This window comes from Hydrocarboniphaga sp., from assembly GCF_028291725.1.
Lineage (GTDB): Bacteria > Pseudomonadota > Gammaproteobacteria > Nevskiales > Nevskiaceae > Hydrocarboniphaga.
Genome location: NZ_JAQGNT010000060.1, coordinates 44,596 through 60,749, shown reverse-complemented (window position 1 = coordinate 60,749; position 16,154 = coordinate 44,596). Strand labels below are relative to the sequence as shown.

The window sequence follows — 16,154 nt, the reverse complement described above, 5'->3', positions numbered from 1 at the left end:
TGGATCAAGGCCCTCACTCAGTACGGCCTGATCCCCGCAGCACCCTGATCTCCACCCCGCTTCCCATGGCCTCAAAAGGCCAGGGACCTCTGCGCCCTAAATCAGGTCTCTTTCACGTTAACCTACGGGCGGATCAGGCGGCGGTTCCCTGTATCACCGGCGCCATCGGCGCCTTGCCCGCCGCACCACCGACCCGGCGTAGCGCGACCACGCACAGCCCCCAGCCGACGCACAGCATCACCACCACCGCCGACAGCGCGGTCTCGCTCTGCTGATACGTGGTCCACTGCACGATCAGCAGGATCGCGACGTTGCCGACGATCTTGAACACGCGGTAGCCGACCATGTCGATCCAGGCCTTGACCTTGAAGATCGTGTGCGCATCGGCGCCGACATAGAGCAGCTCGCGCGACGAGCGATTGATCGAATACGACAGCCCGCGATCGCTGATCTTCATCACCGCCGCAGTGCGCAGATCGGTGTTGAACAGATACGCCATCGCCGACACACCGAGCAGCAGCGGCTGCATCAGCAGGCCGGCGATGACGCCGCCGTAGCGATGGATCAGCGGCGTCAGCAGCAGGTTCACTGCCAGTGCGACGCCGCTCTGCAGGCTCAGGAACTGCGACAGGAACACGGTGCGCGCCTCGCCGTTGGCGTAGGCGGCCTCGACGTGGTGCATGAACTGGTATTCCACGATCGGCTCGCAGATCTGCGAGAACAGCACCAGCAGCGCGATCAGCGCGACGAAACGGTTCGAGCGGATGCTCTTCAGCACGACGCCGAAGTCGATGCTCGGCTCGTCCAGATGCACCGGCGCATCCGCCACTTCGCGCTCGCGGTAGACGCCGGCGCGCGCCAGCCGGCCGGTCAGCGCCATCATCGCCAGCACCAGCACCGCGGCGACGCTGATCAGGTCTTCGGTGTTCAGCGAGGTGTACTTGACCAGCGCGCTCGAAACCATGCCGCCGGCGATCCCGCCAACCAGTCCGCCGCTGGCGATCAGCCCGTACCAGCGCTTGCCTTCGCGGCTGTTGTAGACGCTGTTGGTGAGGCTCCAGAACTGCTCGACCAGCACCACGCTGAAAATGTCGACCAGGATGTAGAAACCGAACGCGATCGGCGCATTGGCGTAATGGAACAGGCCGCGGAACAGCAGCAGCAGCACTGATGTGCCGGCGCAGCTGCCGAGTACCACGCGCAACCGGCCGTAGCGTTTCAGCAGTTTCTGATAACCCGGCACCAGCAGCAGCAGCAGCAGGCCGCTGCCAGTCCATACATACGGCAGCATGTCGCTGCTGAGGTGGCTCAGAAACAGCGAGCGGCTCGCCGGCTTGACCAGGTAGTAGGCGAGCAGGATCAGGAAGAAATTCAGGAACAGCAGCAGCGAGCGCAAGGCGGTGCTGCCGGTCCACGAGAGCCGCTTGGCGACGGGTGACGAGTTCATTGCTGTTCGCTCTGCTTGCGCGCGGGATCGTCGGGATCGTCGACCGGCACGCTCGGGAATGCGTTGTCGGGCGGCGCCGGCGGCAACTCCGGAACCGGGTGCTGCTCCTCGATGAAGCGATGAATCTTCAGCGCCAGCGACTGGTGCGCGACCGCGGAGTTCACACCCAGCACATTCGAGGTCACCGCGACCAGATAGCGCAGCCGCGGCACATTCAGCGGCGTCATATCGGGCGACTCGACGATCGCGACCGAAGCGAGCCGGTTGGTCTTGTTGCCCTTGTACTGCGGGCAGCCGCCACCGCCGGTGCACTGGTAGAACGAGCCGGATTTGAAGAACACCGCGTCATCGTTCAGCACCGGGTGCGAGGCATAGCGGATGCGCCGCTGCGTCATGTACAGCAGGCGCTTGATCTCGCGGCTGCTGAAGGCGTCTATCAGCGTTCCGGCTTCCAGGCGGTACAGGTAGCGCACCAACTGCTCGCTGGTCGCATAGCTGCTGGTACCGTCAACCTTGGTTTTGCCGCCATGAGTGAAAATGCTGCCCTGGCGGAACTGCTCGGGGTCGAAGCCGTTGCGCGCAACCGCATCGTTCATCGTCTGCAGGTAAAGATCACCGAGCACTTTTGGCGACTGCTTGAAAAAGGCTTCGTACTCCGCCGGCGACGGCGGATACGCGCTGCCGAAATGCTTCAGCGCGATCAGCTCCTTCTGCACCATGCCGGCCGCCGAATTGGAACTCGCGGACAGCATCCAGTCCAGGTACTCCCAGAGCGTGCCCTGGTCCCCTGCGCGGATCGAGCGTGCCTTGCGGACCTTGGCAACCGGGTCCCAGAACGTGACCGTGTGATGGTCGTACTGGCTGTAGACGTCGGCGGTGATCATCGTGGTTTTCAGCACGCGCTCGCGCGCCGCGATGTCCTCGGGATACAGGTCGGCCAGGGTCTGCATCAGCGCGAGCACCACCAGCACCTTGCCGACACTGCCGACATTGACCTTGTCGTCGGCGTTGTGCGCGGCATACAGCGGATGCGTCACGTCGCTCAGATCGAGCAGCGCGACGCTGTAGGTGGCGTAGCCGCTGCCGGCGAGCAGCTGGTCGAGCCTGGCCTGCAGATCCGCATCGGGCGGCGGCAGCGCCTTGCCGTCGGTGCCGTTCCAGCGCGGGAATACCTGGTCCATGCCCAGGTATTGGCCCGGCTGCAATTTACGGCCTGGCACCGTGCCGGCGTAGACCTGAGCGACGTAGTCGAGCCGGCGGATGCCGGTGTAGGCGTAGCCGTCGTAGGGATAGGCCTGGGCGAGCGTGGCGGCGGAGAGCAAGGCTGCGCCTATCAACGACCGTCCCCTACCCAGGAACCTCTCCCTCCCCCGCTTGCGGGGGAGGGCCGGGGTGGGGGCGAGCAGGCGCGGCGCTATCGTCTCGCCCCCATCCCGCCGTTGGCTTAACTCGAATCGACATGAGTCGATTCTCGCTGGGGCCAACGACTCCCCCGCAAGCGGGGGAAGGAGCTGGCCGGTTCCGGGGATCAAGCCCCCCTCTCCCGCACGCGGGAGAGGGGGAAGACGCGGAGCTTTCGTCATCATGATCCGATCTCCGGCTTGTCCTTCAGATCGACCTTGGCCGATGCGTTCTTGCGCAGCTGCGCGTCCATCTTCTGCAGATATTCCTGGCGGCTCGCCGAACGGTTCTGCAAAAACGGGCGGATCTGCTGCAGCATCAGATGGCCTTTGACGAAACCGAATTCGATGTCGGCCGGCGTGGCGTGGCCTTCGTCGTCGTGCAGCTCGACATATTCCTTCGGCAGCTTGCGCGCGAACTCGGCGAGCTGGTCGATCTCGTCCTGGCTCAGCACCGCGTCGGGCGCCGGCGCCGCGACCATCTTCGCGCCGCCGCTGACCGGCAGCATGCGTTGTTGGCGTGCGGTGGCCGAGGCCAGCAGCCTGGCCTTGCCGCTGCCGGCATCGATATGCAGCGACTCCGAGGCTTCGCCGTCGACACCGCCGCCAACGCCGAGACTGGTGGCAACGGTCAGCGTGTCCTGATCGCCGGTGTCGACGTCGGCGGTGATCATCACGCCGGATTTTTCATTGGGCACCGACTTGTGCAGCAGCACCGACACGTAGACGTGCTCGGGCTGGTCCATCAGGTCCTGGCGCCAGCCGTAGGCACGCTCGGTGAACGGCGAGGCCCAGACCTGGCGCAGCGCCTTGACGGTGTTGTCGAAGCCGACCAGGTTCGGGATCGTCAGGTTCAGGCCGGCGCCGGTGAAGCCCGGCAGATCCTCGATATTGGTGTCGCTGCGCACGAACACGCCGTAAGTGCCTTCCATGCCGAAGCGATCGAGCATTGCGCCGCGCATGCGCATCAGCAAGGCCGGTGGCAGCGGCTGTTTCGCGATCCAGTCGCGGGTGAAATCCAGGAACGTATTGACCCGTTTTGCGTGCTGCGCGGGGTCGAGCCGGCGCCGCACCGCGATGTCCGCGTACTGCTGTTTCATCCATTCGAACATCGCCGGGCCGCCGGCTCTTACCGGCTCGTTGAGCAGCTCGCGATAGATGCCGAAGCTCACCGCCAGGCCGGGTGAAACGTGATCCGGGAATCGATGGGTCAGCTCGCCGACATGCGCGGCCTTGGGCCCGCAGATGCGGCCGGAATCACTGGCGCGCAGATTCGCGGTCGATACGAAATCGGCGCGCAGCAGGTTGAGCTTCACCAGGTCCGGCACGATCACCACGCTGGGTTTCTGCGCGCCCTGGCCCAACACCTGGTCCCATCTGGCGCCGTCTTCGGCGATCTCGACCAGGCCGCCGCTGCTCGCGGCCAGCACGATCCTCGATCCGTCGTAGGCATCGAGTTTCGGGATCAGATCGCGCGACACCACCACGTTGGGGATACCGAGATTGCGCGCCAGCAGTTGCACGTGCGACACCGGGTTGCCTTCGGCCTCGGTCAGGATGCCGGCCGCGGCCGGCAGATCCGAGGTGGTTTCGGGCACCAGGAAAATCGCCGGCTCGCTGCCGGCGCCGGCGTTCTTCATCGAGGTACGCAGGATGCCGCGCGCGATGCCGGGATTGAGCCGGCGCAGGCCGCCGCCCGCCGGCTCGCCGAACAGCTGCTGGCTGACGCCCGAAACCGTGTCGGCATCGACGCGTAGCGTCTGCAGTACGGTTGAATAGAACAGCAGCGGGCTCGCGCGCAGACGATCCGGCACAAAAGCCTCGACCAGCGGCTCGATCGGCCGCAGGCGCTCGACACCGTTGCTGTAGTAGTAGCTCAGCCGGTTGCCGCACCAGGCCGAAGCACGCTCCAGGTATTCCAGCTCGCTGCGGTAGTCGCTGAGTTCGACCTTGCCCGACAGCGACTCCAGCGCGGCCGCCAGCTCTTGCGATTCGCGATCGGTCAGCAGGCCCATCCCGTACAGCGCGGCTTGCGTGAACGCCAGCCAGTGCAGCCGCTGCTCGCGCGTCAGCGCCGGCATCGTCGGCAGCGCCTGCGAGGCCGCAACCATGTAGGCCTGCTCGGCGTCGAGGCTGGCGTCGATCGCGGCGACCCGCGCATTGCGCGCGACCGCCGCATAGCCCTGGCCGCGCAACCACACCAGTACCTCGGACGCCGACTTCAGGCGCGCGTCGAAGCCCGCGTCCGCTGCTTCGGCCGCGGTCTGCGCCTTGACCAGATCCTGCAGCGCGGCCTGCATCTTCTCGTCGCGCAGGTAGCGCTTGAGCCGGCTCAGCGCCAGCGACAGCGGCGGCGGCTGATACGCCTGGTCGATCGCGGCCACCAGCTCCGCATATGCAGCCTGCAGCGCCGGCTTGGCGCTGCTGCTCGCCGCATAGGTGCGCACGCGCGCCGCGTCGGCGGCCTCGGGTGCGTTATGGATGCGCGAGCGCAGTGGGTGGAACTGCGGGTCCTTGTCGTCGAGCACCACCGCCATGCTGCGCACCTTGCTCAGGCTCGGCGTGTCGGCACCATGCGGGAGGGACCGTGCGGCCTCGCGCAGCGCGAGGTGCGGCAGATCCTCATCCGCGGTGATCGCCGCCAGCAGGCTGCGCGCGGCTTCCTTCTCGTTGTGATCCTGGATCGCGCCGCGATAGAACTGCGCCCGGCGATAGATCCAGCCATCGTCGTAGGAGATCAGGAAGCGCTCGATCACCAGGATCGACAGCAGGTCCGGATCGGCATCTGCGCCGATCACCTGTTCAGGCGCGACCGTGACCAGCAGGTTGGCGACCGGATAGCCGGCGGCGCGCAGCTTCAGCGTCTGCGCGTTCCACTCGCCGTGCTGGTAGCCGCCGCCGAAAGGCTCGCAGATGAAAGCTTTCGGCTCGAGGATCTGGCCGTCCGAGCAGAAATAGCGGATGCGGCTGAACGGCCCGAGCGCCGCGTTCTTCATCGCCGCGATCCAGGCGCGGCCGGTGTCAGCGTTGAAGGACGGATCGATATGCTGCGCCGCCGCCGTCTGCGGCGGTGGAATCCTGGGTGGCGGCTTGCCGGTGTCCTGCTTCGCGGCGGCAACCGCAGCGGCCGGAGCCGACAGCGCCTGCGTCGTCAAAAAGGCGATCGACCAGGCCAACGTCGCCCCGATACGCCAGGCCCCTAGCCGCATGAACCACTCCCGGTTATCGAGATCGCCTGCAAGCGCGGCCCCTAGCGATCATCAAAAATTCCAATCAACGCACTCAATCTGGCGGCAGGCGATTAATCCGGACTTAAGCCTCGCCACTCATCTGCTTCCAGCGCTGCTGCATCTCGGCTTTCGATACATTGAACTGGTGTGTCGACAGCGTCCAGCGATGGCCGAAAGGATCCAGCATCGTCGCGCTGCGGTCGCCGTGAAACTGATCCGCGGCTTCGCGCAGCACCGTCGCGCCGGCTGCGACCGCCGTCGCCAGTGTCGCGTCGACATCGCCGACATACAGCATCAGCGACACCGGCGTACCACCGATCCTGGCCGGTCCGAGCACGCCGGACTCGGGATATTCGTCGGCAATCATCAGCACCGAATCGCCGAGTTGCAGTTCGGCGTGGCCGATCCGGCCGCCGGGTTCGGCGAAGCGCAGCCGTTCGATCGCGCCCAGCACCTCGGAATAGAACCTGATCGCCGCACTGGCGTCGCTGACGACGATGTAGGGCGTGAGGCTGTGATAACCGTCAGGGACTCGCCGGGTCATCGTCGTGCTCGCAAGGTAGGGACACCCGAAGATTAACCCGGCCAAGCGCAGCCCGGGTACGGCCCGGATACTGGCACCGGGGCGTCCGGTTACGTTTCGCGATCAGCGTTTCGACGCAGGCCGCGGCATCTGCTGCGCGGCGCAGTCGGTCCTCAGCCAATGCAGCAGCGCGGCCGATAGCGGGTCGCGGTTCGCGGAAAACGGATGATCATCCTGGAATGTCAGCGCCCGCACGCGATGGCCGCCGGCTTTCTTCACCGCGCTGGCCATCGCGTTGCTCATCAGCGCGTCTTCGTCCGGCGAATCGTCGGTGGCGCCGATCAGCAGCAGCGCATGCGATTTCAGCGCCGCTGCCTGCTTCAGATAGTCCCAGGGCTCGGCGTGCGCTTCCATCTCGGCGATCAGATCGTCGGCGTGCGCGTCGATCGGGCCCGACTCGCCGTCGGTGGTTTCGACGAAATAGGCCAGGCTCTCGGCGCGCTCTTTCGGGTGTTCGTCGAAGCGTTTCGCAGCCCAGCCGAGGTTCCAGCCGGCCATCGACGAAATGCACACCGTATCCGGCAGATGCGCAGCCGACATCAGCGCCAGCCAGCCGCCGAAGCTGTGACCGACCAGGGTGATGCGCTTGGGGTCGATATGATATTTCGCGACATTCGCGGGCGCCTGCAGCCAGGCCATCACCGCGTCGACGTCCTCGAGCCCATGCTGAAACGAGAACTTGCCGCCGGTACCCCAGGAGCCGCGGTAGTCGAAGTACACCGCGTTGTAGCCGGCGCGCCGCACGTCCTGGGCCGTGTCCAGATTGCGCTCGTTGCCTGGATAGCCGTGCAGGAACACGACCACCGGATGCGCCGACTTGCCCGCCGCCAGGTAGATCAGGCCGTTGAGCCTGACGCCGCCGCTGGGAATGCCGATCTCGTCCATCGACGGTGACGCCTCGTCGAACGCCGAGGCCGACACCGGCAGCAACAGCAGCGGCGCGATCAGCATCGCGTGGAGCGCGTGGCGGAATGTGGCTGCGGTCGGCATGGACGGAGTGTCGCACGGTGGGGGCCTGATGTCGGCAAAGGATTGCCGACCTACGCCGATGCGCCGACCGGCTAAGATTGCGGCCCAACCCAACGCGACCGTCCCGATGTCGAATCCGAAAACCGCTGCCCTGTCGCCCATGGCCGGCCTGATCTTCTCCTCGCGCTGGCTGCAGCTGCCGCTTTATCTCGGCCTGATCCTGGCTCAATGCGTCTACGTGGTGCTGTTCGTCAAGGAGCTGTACCACCTGATCCACGGTGCGTTCAACCTCGGCGAGCAGGAGGTGATGCTGATCGTGCTCGGGCTGATCGACGTGGTGATGATCTCCAACCTGCTGATCATGGTGATCGTCGGCGGCTACGAAACCTTCGTGTCGCGGCTCGGGCTCGACGGCCACCCGGACCAGCCGGAATGGCTGAGCCATGTCAATGCCTCCGTGCTGAAGGTCAAGCTGGCGATGGCGATCATCGGCATCTCGTCGATCCATCTGCTGAAGACCTTCATCGCCGCCGGCACGCTGGGCGCGCTGCCGGTCTGCGCCAGCGTACCGGCCGGTACCGCCTGCACCACGTTCACCGAGACCTCGGTGATGTGGCAGACGATCATCCACCTGGCCTTCATCATCTCGGCCGTTGGCATTGCCTACACCGACCGGCTGATGAGTGCGATGAGCCACAAAGTGAACGATCACCCGGCCAGCTGATCCAAGCGGGGCCGGTTGTTGAGGACGCCGATGAACAGAATGCCGCTGAAGATGTTGCTGCTGACCGCCGCGGTTGCGGCGCCGATCGCTGCCACCCAGGCCGCCACGGTCACGGTGGAGTTCAAGGACCCCGACCACTACGTCGACGCCGGCAATCGCGGCGCCGACCGTGACCGCAATTTCAAGACGCTGACCACGTATCTGCAGAAGCTCGGCGAGCGCCTGCCGGCGCAGCAGACGCTGGCGATCACCGTGCTCGCGCTGGACCTGGCCGGCCAGTACGAACCCTGGCGCAGCCCGCCGGGCAACGAGGACATCCGCTATCTGCGCAGCAGCACCTGGCCGAGCATGCAGCTGCACTACCGCCTCGGCGACGGCGACAAGACCGTCGGCGAAGGTGAGGACTCGATCGCCGACATGAACTACCAGCTCGGCCGGCAGGTCGGCTCCGAGAGCACGCTGTACTACGACAAACAGATGCTGAAGACCTGGTTCGACAAGCGCTTCCCGGTCGACGGCAAGCCCTGAACAGCGTAGGCCGGCAAGGGATTGCCGGCCTACGCTGTTCAGGCGTCCAGGCTGTACCTGGACCGCGGTGCCGGGCGAGAATCGCGGCAGGCTCAAGGACGGGCTCACAGGGAGGATAAAAATGAACCGGAAACATCGCCGCCTGGCGACGGGCTTGTCGTGGCTGCTGCTGGCGTTGGCGGCGCTACCCGGTTTTGCCCGGGCCGCCGCCTGCACCGACACCGTGGATCGCAACTCGCCGGTCCGCAGCAACGGCTTCACAGGCGATCTGTCGAACACGCGCAATGCGGCATCCGCCATCGACTCCGGCAATGTCGGCACGCTGCAGCTCGCGCTGAGCCACATCGCCAGCGGCAGCACCGAAAAACGCGGCGCACCGGCGGTCACCGACCAGGCCGTGTTCCTGTCGGCCGGGCTCGACGTGGTCGCGATCAATCGCGTCTCGGGCTGCCAGTACTGGTCGTACCCGATCCCGCAGAAAATCGACGGCAGCCTGCGCAAGAATGCAGTGCGCTCCTCGTCGGTGTATCTGCTCAACGCCGACCCGCAGCGGAGCGCGCTGATCCTGGCTGGCGACTACTTCGGCCACTACTACGCCGTGGATGCGGTCAGCGGCAAACTGGCCTGGACGCGCTTCATCGGCTACGACGCCGACAACAGCTCGATCACCGGCGGCGCGCAGTTCTACGACGGCAAGCTGCTGGTGCCGGTGGCCAGCAAGGAAGTGCTGAACACGATCTTCCAGTTCGTGCGCGTCTGCTGCAGCAGCCACGGCACGCTGCAGGCGCTGGATCCCTATACCGGCGTGACGATGTGGACGTATCACACCGCTGCGGCAGCGACCTACCAGGCGTCTTCGCGCAAGTTCGCACCCAACGGCATGAGCCTGTGGGGCACGCCGGCGGTGGATACAGCGCGGCGCAACCTCTACATCGGCACCGGCCAGAACCTGACGCCGCCGACCACCGACAACTCGGATTCGGTGATCGCACTCGATCTGGACAGCGGCGCCGTCAAATGGGTCTACCAGGCAACCGCCGGCGATGCCTGGAACGCCGGCTGCGAGCTGCGCCCGCCGCTGCGCTCGGACTGCGTAGAGCCGGCAGGATCGGACTTCGATTTCGGCGCATCGCCGATCATCGCCAGGCGCAGTGGCGCCAGGGACGCCGTGATCGCCGGCGCCAAGAACGGCGTGGTCTACTCGCTGGACCCCGACACCGGCGCGCTGAACTGGAAGCGCAGACTCGGCCGCGGCGGCAATCTCGGCGGCGTGCACTGGGGCATGGCCGCAGACGCCAGCCGCGTCTATGTCGCGATCAGCGACGTCACGCTCGACAAGACCTCCAAGTTCCAGCTCGGCGGCCTGATCACGGCACCGACACCGCCGCCGGCCGGCGAAGCGCATCCCGGCGTCTACGCGCTCGATCTGGCGAGCGGCGCCGTGCTGTGGCAGGTGCATCCGACGCATCAATATCAGGGCGCGGCGATCAGCTCGATCTATTCCGCGGCGGTCTCGGTGACCAATGACGTAGTCTTCGCCGGCTCGCTGGACGGCGTCGTCAAAGCCCTGCGCGCCAGCGACGGCACCGAACTCTGGTCCTACGACACCGTGCAGTCCTACACTGACGCCGCCGGCAACACCGGCAACGGCGGCACGATCGATTCGGTGGGCGCGATCGTCGCCGGCAACGACGTGCTGGTGAATTCCGGCTACGACACCTTCGGCCAGGCCGGCCCGATGCAGGCCGGACCGGGCAATGCGCTGTTGGTGTTCAGGCTGCCGGGGGGTTGAGCTTGCGCAACATCCGCTGATCAAGCCGCAATGCCATTCGGGATTCAATATCAGGGAGAGATGCGATGGGGATCGTTCGTGTGATGGGCTATAGCTTGCTGCTGGTGGCGACGCTCACGGCTTGTGGTGGCAGCGATAAACAGGACGCCGGTGTCGCGGCGCTGACGGCCGCGCAGAAAAGTTGGTCGGACGCGATGATCGACGACTACCAGTTCACTCTGACGGTCGCCTGCTTCTGCGGCTCCAGCACGACCGATGCCGGCCCCGGCGAATATGTGGTGATCGTGAAGGACGACGTGATCGAATCCGCGTTCGAGAAAGACAGCGGCGAATATTTGAACGCCGACCAAGCTGCTGCGCTGCCGACGATCGACGGTCTTTTCACCATCATCGGCGATGCGTACGACGATGATGCCGATCACGTCGACGTGGTCTACGACGCCACGCGCGGATATCCGATGGACATCACAATCGACCCGATATCCGGCGCCGCGGACGACGAGATCGAATATCACGTTCGGGACTTCATGTAACCGGGCTTGCGCCGCCGTGTTTCCGCATCGGATCGAAAAGCGCTAACGTCGCGTCGTTGGTCCACCCTCGGGATACTCGCTCCATGCGCTCCATGCGTTACATCGCAATCGTCGCCGCGCTGTTGATCGGCAGCTCCGTCGACGCCCACGCGGGCGAGCCGGCCCAAGTGGTGACCCACGATCAGAAAGCGAACTGCAAGTTCGTCAAGTTCATCAAGGTCAAGGGCAGCCCGGATGCGGCGCTCAAATCGGCGCTCGATCAGGCGGGACGCTCCGGAGACAGCTTCCTGGTGCTGAGCAGCACCGACAGCGGGGTCGACGGCGAAGTGCTGCGCTGCAAGCCCTAGCAGCCTGTAATCAGTGATCAGCATCCGAACACGAGCTGCACCGGTAGGAGCGGGTCATACCCGCGACTGTGCCGCTCAAGGCCTGAGTCGCGGGTATGACCCGCTCCTACACAGGCGGCGATGGGGCCCCCAACGGTGCGCGCCGGCAAAAGATTGCCAGTGTGTGGCCAGAATGCCATTCACCGATTACACGCTACTGGTGTCGTGAGTCCAGATGAACCAGGCGAATCTTCTTTGGGGCGTGCTATTCGGCTCGGTCGGGCTGGGTTTCTTCCTGTACGGCAAGAAGCAGGGCAAGCTGGTGCCGCTGGTCTGCGGGCTGCTGCTGATGGCGTATCCGTATTTCATCGCCAACACCTGGCTGTTGGTGGCGATCGGTATCGCACTGGTGGCGGCACCGTATTTCATCCGGCTCTGACGGGAGCGAGCGCATGGGCCTATACGCAGGCAGCTACACCGGCAGCTGCCTGTGCGGCGGCATCCAGTACCGCGTCGATGCAGAGCTGGCGCCGATCCAGCTCTGCCATTGCTCACAATGCCGCAAGGCCCAGGGCTCTGCGTTCGCCAGCAACTCGCCGGTCGCTAAATCCTCGTTTCAACTGATCGCCGGCGCCGACTTGCTGAAGGCCTACGAGTCGTCGCCGGGCAAGCGGCGCTTTTTCTGCAGCCGCTGCGGATCACCGGTCTACAGCGCCCGCGACGCGACGCCCGAGCTGCTGCGCCTGCGCGTCGGGCTGATCAACGAGCCCTTGCCGGCAGGCCCGGAGTTTCACTTTCACACGGCGTCGAAAGCCAACTGGCTGGCGATCGACGACGGTTTGCCGCAATACGCCGGCGAGTATCCGGCGGCCGAGAAAACCCCCGATGCGTAGGCGCGATGCAGCAGCCCTGCTGCTGACGCTGGCAAGCGTGGCGTACACCGCCGGTGCTGCCGATACTTCCATAGCGACGCCGCATCTGCTTGGTCATTTCAGCGACGCGCAGCTCGGCGCCATTGGCAGCTTCAGTCTGCCGCGGACCTTTGTGTATGACGCTGGCGGCAAGATGCTGCAACCGGAGGCATGGCCCGCCGATCTCGCCGAAGTGAAGAAGACCCTGGGCGACGCTTACTGCTGCGTCGACGACGGCAAGGGCAGCTGCGTACCGATCCCGTATGGCGAGTACATCGGCGAAAACTTCGCTGGCCTGATGGACGCGACACAAAAGCCGATCACGCTCGCCGCGCTGCCCCGGCACCGGTGGCTGCTCGTGGAATATTCGGCCAGCTGGTGCGCGCCCTGCGTCGAAGAAACCAAGGCCCTGACTCGTTACTTCAGCTCGTCCAAAGACGCCGGTCAGTACGTCTGGCTGACGATCGACATGAGCCGCCTGATCGAGGCACAGGATGCGGCCAGGAAAGCCGAATAGGCGGCATGGCCGCGGTCGGCGCGTAGGCTCTCGGCCAGGTCCACTATTGCTGAATCCCGATGTAGGTCGGCAATCCTTTGCCGACGTGTATCTCCGATGCGCAACCGAGGCCTCACGTCGGCAAAGGATTGCCGACCTACAAAAGCAAAAGCCGCCCGATCTTTCGATCGGGCGGCTTTTTAACAACCACTACCTCATCAGTAGTGGACCGAAGCCTGCACGTAGCCGTAAGTGCCGGGCAGATCGTACAGCGAGGCGTCGTAGCCATTGAGCGAGCAGCTCAGGCAATCAGGCGGCGCCTTGTCGAAGATGTTGTTGACGCCCCCCGAAACGGTGGCGTCGACCTTGACTGGCAGCTTGTACGAAACGCGCGCGTCGTTGTAGACCACCGCGCCGAGCCGGTTCGTCGCCTTGTCAGTATCCGAACACAACTGCGGAAAATCAGACAGGATGTCGTCGTTGCAGCTTTCTTTCAGCGCGCTGATGTAGCGCATTGTCCAGTTCGCATTGAAGCGGCTCAGCTCGTAGCTCGCACGCAGGTTGCCGCGGATGCGCGGGATGCCGCTATCCGCGACTTCGATGCCGACTGTACGCGGCTCCTGAAGGCCGGTGGCCTTGGAGACCGACTTGTACTCCTGCATGTAAGTACCATTGAAGCTCAGGCCGAACTTGCCGGCCGGCGTGACCGGGCTGAGCCAGGACAGCGTCAAGTCGTAACCCTTCACGTCGATCGTGCCCAGGTTCAGCAGCTTGTTGCTGAAGCCGTTGATGTCGCCGGTCGTGCCGCGAGTGATACCACCGCAGAAAGCGTCTGACAACGTCGCGACACAGCGATCGAGCTGGGTCTGCGCGTCCAGCGACTGGATCGCGTCGTCGAGCTTGATCTTGTAGTACGTGACTTCCAGATCGATACGCTTGGTGAACGGCAGGCTTTCGGCCCAGTAGGGGCTGTAGACGAAACCGAAGGTGGTGCTCTCCGAGGTTTCGGGCTGCAGGCTGCTGTTGCCGCCAGTCTGCACCGAGATCTGCGTATTCGCCTGTTCAAAGCCGGCCGGCACGCCGAGCGCCGAGCAGTTGGCGATCGTCTGCGCGTTGGTCGCGTTCGAGCAGGGATCCTCGATCGTCGCGTCGAAGCGGCTGGACGAGGCGAACAGTTCGCCGACCGACGGAGCACGGAAGCCCTCCGCATAAGTGCCGCGCAGGGTCAGATCCTTGATCGGCTGGTAACGCAGGCCGTACTTGTTGTTGGTGGTGTCGCCGAAAGTGTCGTAGTCGGAATAGCGCGATGCAAAATCGAACTCCAGCGCATAGACCGCGGGCATCTCGGCGAGCAGCGGAACCGACAGTTCGATGTAGCCTTCGTCGACGGTGTAACCGCCCGAGGTCGGCTGCGAAGGCACACCGTTGGTTTCACCGGCGGTCACCACCGAATCCGGCGCGTATTCGCCGTGCAGGCGGCGCGATTCATAGCCGGCCGCAAAGCTCAGGTCGCCAGCCGGCAGCGTGACAATCGGGCCGGAGACGTTCGCCGAGACCGAGTGCAGCGTCTGTTCACTGTGATCGTTCTCGGTGAATTGGATGTAGTTCAGCATGTCCTGCGTAAGGCCCGCCGGACCGCCGAAGAAATTCAGCGGCACGCAGTTGCCCGTCGCGATAGTACCGTCGCAATTGGACACCGGGCCAAGCGCGCGCTGGATGTGCGCGATGTTGTAGGTGCCGGTCACGTACTGCTGCGCGCGGTTGCTGCTGTCGATGTAGTGCGCGTCCCAGTTGTAGTTTTTGCCGAACAGGTCGAAGTCACCCTGCAGGCCGCCGGTCAGATACAGCGTGTCGACGTTCTGCGAGAACACGCGCGGACCGCCGGCCAGCGGACGCATGCCGGCGAACGCGAGATTGCTCGAATCGAGGGTGACGCCGAACGGGTTGTAGGGATTGCTCACGTCGACGCCGACGGTATCCGCCAGGCCGCCGGTACCGGCGCCGGCGCCGATGAAGATCGGCTCGGCCGCAGCCTGGTTCACGGACTCGCGATTCTGGTACAGGCCCTTGACCGAGAACTTCACGTGATCGAGCAGCTGGTAGCTGGTCTGCGCGAAGATCGCCTTGCGTGTCGACGGCGTCAGCAGCAGGTTGTACTCGGCGAAATTGAAGCGATCCGCGCCGCTGAACTGGTGAAAGCCGGTCGGGAAACTCTGCACGCCGCCACTCGGAGCGTTGCCGTTGGCGGTGATGTCGCAGACCGACACACCCGCATCCGGATCGATCGGACACAGGGTTCCGTAAGTCTGGGTGGGATCGGTCGGCGTGAACACGGTGCGCGTTGTCGGGATCGCCGAGCTGCCGAAAGCGACACCGGTGCCCGGCACCGGATAGCGTGACTGCGCGGTGGCGTTGGAGCTGATGCCGTTCTGATCGAAGTAGCTCAGGTCGACAAAGTAGTCGTACTTATCGCCGCTGCCGCCGAACGACACGTTGGCCGACTTGGTCTTGCCGTCGCCGGTCGAGTAGTCGCCGCCGTACGCATCGAACAGGATGCCGTCCTGCTTTTTCTTGGTGATGATGTTGACCACGCCGCCGATCGCGTCCGATCCGTAGACCGCGGATGCGCCGTCGGTCAGGATTTCGATGTGGTCGACCATGCTCATCGGGATCGTGTTGATGTCGACTGCCGCCGAAACACCCGACGCGGACGACTCGTTGACCCAGCGCAGGCCGTCCACCAGCACCAGCGTGCGTTTGGCGCCCAGCTGACGCAGGGCGACCGTGGCCGAGCCGGAGCCGACACCACCGCCGTCGGGCGGGAAGCCGAAGTTGCCCGCCGAATTGAACTTGGTATTCAGCGCCGAGCCGCTCACCGACAGCTGCGACAGGATGTCGCCAATGCTACGCAGGCCGCTGTTCTCGATGTCCTCGCGACTCAGCGTCTGCACCGGCGCCGCACCCTCGGCCTCCGCCTTGCGGATGTGGGAGCCTGTGACGATGATGGTTTCGATCGCTACGGGCTCGTCGCTCGGTGCTGGCCCGCTCTGCGCTAGCGCCGGCGCGGTCCCGCCGAAAGCGGCGAGCAGCGCGCCACCCCACAGCAGGCGTGAAGCGTGACGGGCTACTGCCTGTTTGTTCCTGTCCATGAGAACTCCCTCTCTTTAGTTTTGTGCGTGCCGCCCCTGGCGCTGCGGGCATTGTTTCATCAAGTT

The 16,154-nt window shown here is 64.9% G+C and carries 14 protein-coding genes; 8 read left to right on the top strand and 6 right to left on the bottom strand.

What is annotated here, in order from left to right; all coding sequences use genetic code 11:
* Positions 1 to 133 precede the first annotated feature (133 nt).
* The 5 genes from JWQ90_RS16580 to JWQ90_RS16560 all read right to left on the bottom strand — a co-directional run bounded on the left by JWQ90_RS16580 (position 134) and on the right by JWQ90_RS16560 (position 7,650).
* Positions 134 to 1,447, bottom strand: a complete 1,314-nt coding sequence (locus tag JWQ90_RS16580; protein ID WP_299696103.1) for an Npt1/Npt2 family nucleotide transporter — start codon at positions 1,445 to 1,447, stop codon at positions 134 to 136.
* Entirely contained in the window at positions 1,444 to 2,769 is a 1,326-nt protein-coding gene (locus tag JWQ90_RS16575; RefSeq protein WP_299696102.1) for a hypothetical protein, read from the bottom strand. The genes JWQ90_RS16580 and JWQ90_RS16575 overlap by 4 nt, the downstream gene beginning before the upstream one ends.
* 260 nt (positions 2,770 to 3,029) lie before the next feature.
* Positions 3,030 to 6,056, bottom strand: coding sequence for a PEP/pyruvate-binding domain-containing protein (locus tag JWQ90_RS16570; RefSeq protein ID WP_299696101.1), 3,027 nt, complete (start codon positions 6,054 to 6,056; stop codon positions 3,030 to 3,032).
* Between the two features lie 103 nt (positions 6,057 to 6,159).
* Positions 6,160 to 6,621, bottom strand: a complete 462-nt coding sequence (locus JWQ90_RS16565) for a VOC family protein (RefSeq protein ID WP_299696100.1) — start codon at positions 6,619 to 6,621, stop codon at positions 6,160 to 6,162.
* A gap of 102 nt (positions 6,622 to 6,723) precedes the next feature.
* Positions 6,724 to 7,650, bottom strand: coding sequence for an alpha/beta fold hydrolase (locus JWQ90_RS16560; protein WP_299696099.1), 927 nt, complete (start codon positions 7,648 to 7,650; stop codon positions 6,724 to 6,726).
* Between the two features lie 106 nt (positions 7,651 to 7,756).
* On the opposite strand from JWQ90_RS16560, the gene JWQ90_RS16555 reads away from it, so the two are divergent.
* From JWQ90_RS16555 to JWQ90_RS16520, 8 genes are all read left to right on the top strand, one after another.
* Entirely contained in the window at positions 7,757 to 8,353 is a 597-nt protein-coding gene (locus JWQ90_RS16555; protein ID WP_299696098.1) for a TIGR00645 family protein, read from the top strand.
* 30 nt (positions 8,354 to 8,383) lie between these two features.
* On the top strand, positions 8,384 to 8,881 hold the full coding sequence (locus tag JWQ90_RS16550) for a DUF3016 domain-containing protein (protein ID WP_299696097.1): 498 nt from the start codon (positions 8,384 to 8,386) through the stop codon (positions 8,879 to 8,881).
* Positions 8,882 to 9,002: 121 nt separating this feature from the next.
* Positions 9,003 to 10,673, top strand: coding sequence for a PQQ-binding-like beta-propeller repeat protein (locus tag JWQ90_RS16545; RefSeq protein WP_299696096.1), 1,671 nt, complete (start codon positions 9,003 to 9,005; stop codon positions 10,671 to 10,673).
* Between the two features lie 65 nt (positions 10,674 to 10,738).
* Entirely contained in the window at positions 10,739 to 11,206 is a 468-nt protein-coding gene (locus JWQ90_RS16540; protein WP_299696095.1) for a DUF6174 domain-containing protein, read from the top strand.
* A gap of 83 nt (positions 11,207 to 11,289) precedes the next feature.
* Complete coding sequence (locus JWQ90_RS16535; RefSeq protein WP_299696094.1) at positions 11,290 to 11,553, top strand: hypothetical protein; 264 nt, start codon at positions 11,290 to 11,292, stop codon at positions 11,551 to 11,553.
* A 214-nt stretch (positions 11,554 to 11,767) separates the two neighbouring features.
* Complete coding sequence (locus JWQ90_RS16530) at positions 11,768 to 11,971, top strand: hypothetical protein (RefSeq protein WP_299696093.1); 204 nt, start codon at positions 11,768 to 11,770, stop codon at positions 11,969 to 11,971.
* Positions 11,972 to 11,984: 13 nt separating this feature from the next.
* Complete coding sequence (locus JWQ90_RS16525; RefSeq protein ID WP_299696092.1) at positions 11,985 to 12,425, top strand: GFA family protein; 441 nt, start codon at positions 11,985 to 11,987, stop codon at positions 12,423 to 12,425.
* Complete coding sequence (locus JWQ90_RS16520) at positions 12,418 to 12,960, top strand: hypothetical protein (RefSeq protein ID WP_299696091.1); 543 nt, start codon at positions 12,418 to 12,420, stop codon at positions 12,958 to 12,960. The genes JWQ90_RS16525 and JWQ90_RS16520 overlap by 8 nt, the downstream gene beginning before the upstream one ends.
* Before the next feature lie 197 nt (positions 12,961 to 13,157).
* Here the strand turns inward: JWQ90_RS16520 and JWQ90_RS16515 are convergent, their stop codons facing one another.
* Positions 13,158 to 16,088 (bottom strand): TonB-dependent receptor, encoded by a 2,931-nt coding sequence (locus tag JWQ90_RS16515; RefSeq protein WP_299696090.1) that lies wholly within the window; start codon positions 16,086 to 16,088, stop codon positions 13,158 to 13,160.
* Positions 16,089 to 16,154 lie beyond the last annotated feature (66 nt).

Excerpts from the sequence above, each read along its gene's own strand:
- JWQ90_RS16540 (WP_299696095.1), top strand. The coding sequence starts at position 10,739 with ATGGGGATCGTTCGTGTGATGGGCTATAGCTTGCTGCTGGTGGCGACG.
- JWQ90_RS16520 (WP_299696091.1), top strand. The coding sequence starts at position 12,418 with ATGCGTAGGCGCGATGCAGCAGCCCTGCTGCTGACGCTGGCAAGCGTG.
- JWQ90_RS16525 (WP_299696092.1), top strand. The coding sequence starts at position 11,985 with ATGGGCCTATACGCAGGCAGCTACACCGGCAGCTGCCTGTGCGGCGGC.
- JWQ90_RS16570 (WP_299696101.1), bottom strand. The coding sequence starts at position 6,056 with ATGCGGCTAGGGGCCTGGCGTATCGGGGCGACGTTGGCCTGGTCGATC.
- JWQ90_RS16515 (WP_299696090.1), bottom strand. The coding sequence starts at position 16,088 with ATGGACAGGAACAAACAGGCAGTAGCCCGTCACGCTTCACGCCTGCTG.
- JWQ90_RS16565 (WP_299696100.1), bottom strand. The coding sequence starts at position 6,621 with ATGACCCGGCGAGTCCCTGACGGTTATCACAGCCTCACGCCCTACATC.
- JWQ90_RS16580 (WP_299696103.1), bottom strand. The coding sequence starts at position 1,447 with ATGAACTCGTCACCCGTCGCCAAGCGGCTCTCGTGGACCGGCAGCACC.
- JWQ90_RS16530 (WP_299696093.1), top strand. The coding sequence starts at position 11,768 with ATGAACCAGGCGAATCTTCTTTGGGGCGTGCTATTCGGCTCGGTCGGG.
- JWQ90_RS16560 (WP_299696099.1), bottom strand. The coding sequence starts at position 7,650 with ATGCCGACCGCAGCCACATTCCGCCACGCGCTCCACGCGATGCTGATC.
- JWQ90_RS16545 (WP_299696096.1), top strand. The coding sequence starts at position 9,003 with ATGAACCGGAAACATCGCCGCCTGGCGACGGGCTTGTCGTGGCTGCTG.
- JWQ90_RS16550 (WP_299696097.1), top strand. The coding sequence starts at position 8,384 with ATGAACAGAATGCCGCTGAAGATGTTGCTGCTGACCGCCGCGGTTGCG.
- JWQ90_RS16555 (WP_299696098.1), top strand. The coding sequence starts at position 7,757 with ATGTCGAATCCGAAAACCGCTGCCCTGTCGCCCATGGCCGGCCTGATC.
- JWQ90_RS16535 (WP_299696094.1), top strand. The coding sequence starts at position 11,290 with ATGCGCTCCATGCGTTACATCGCAATCGTCGCCGCGCTGTTGATCGGC.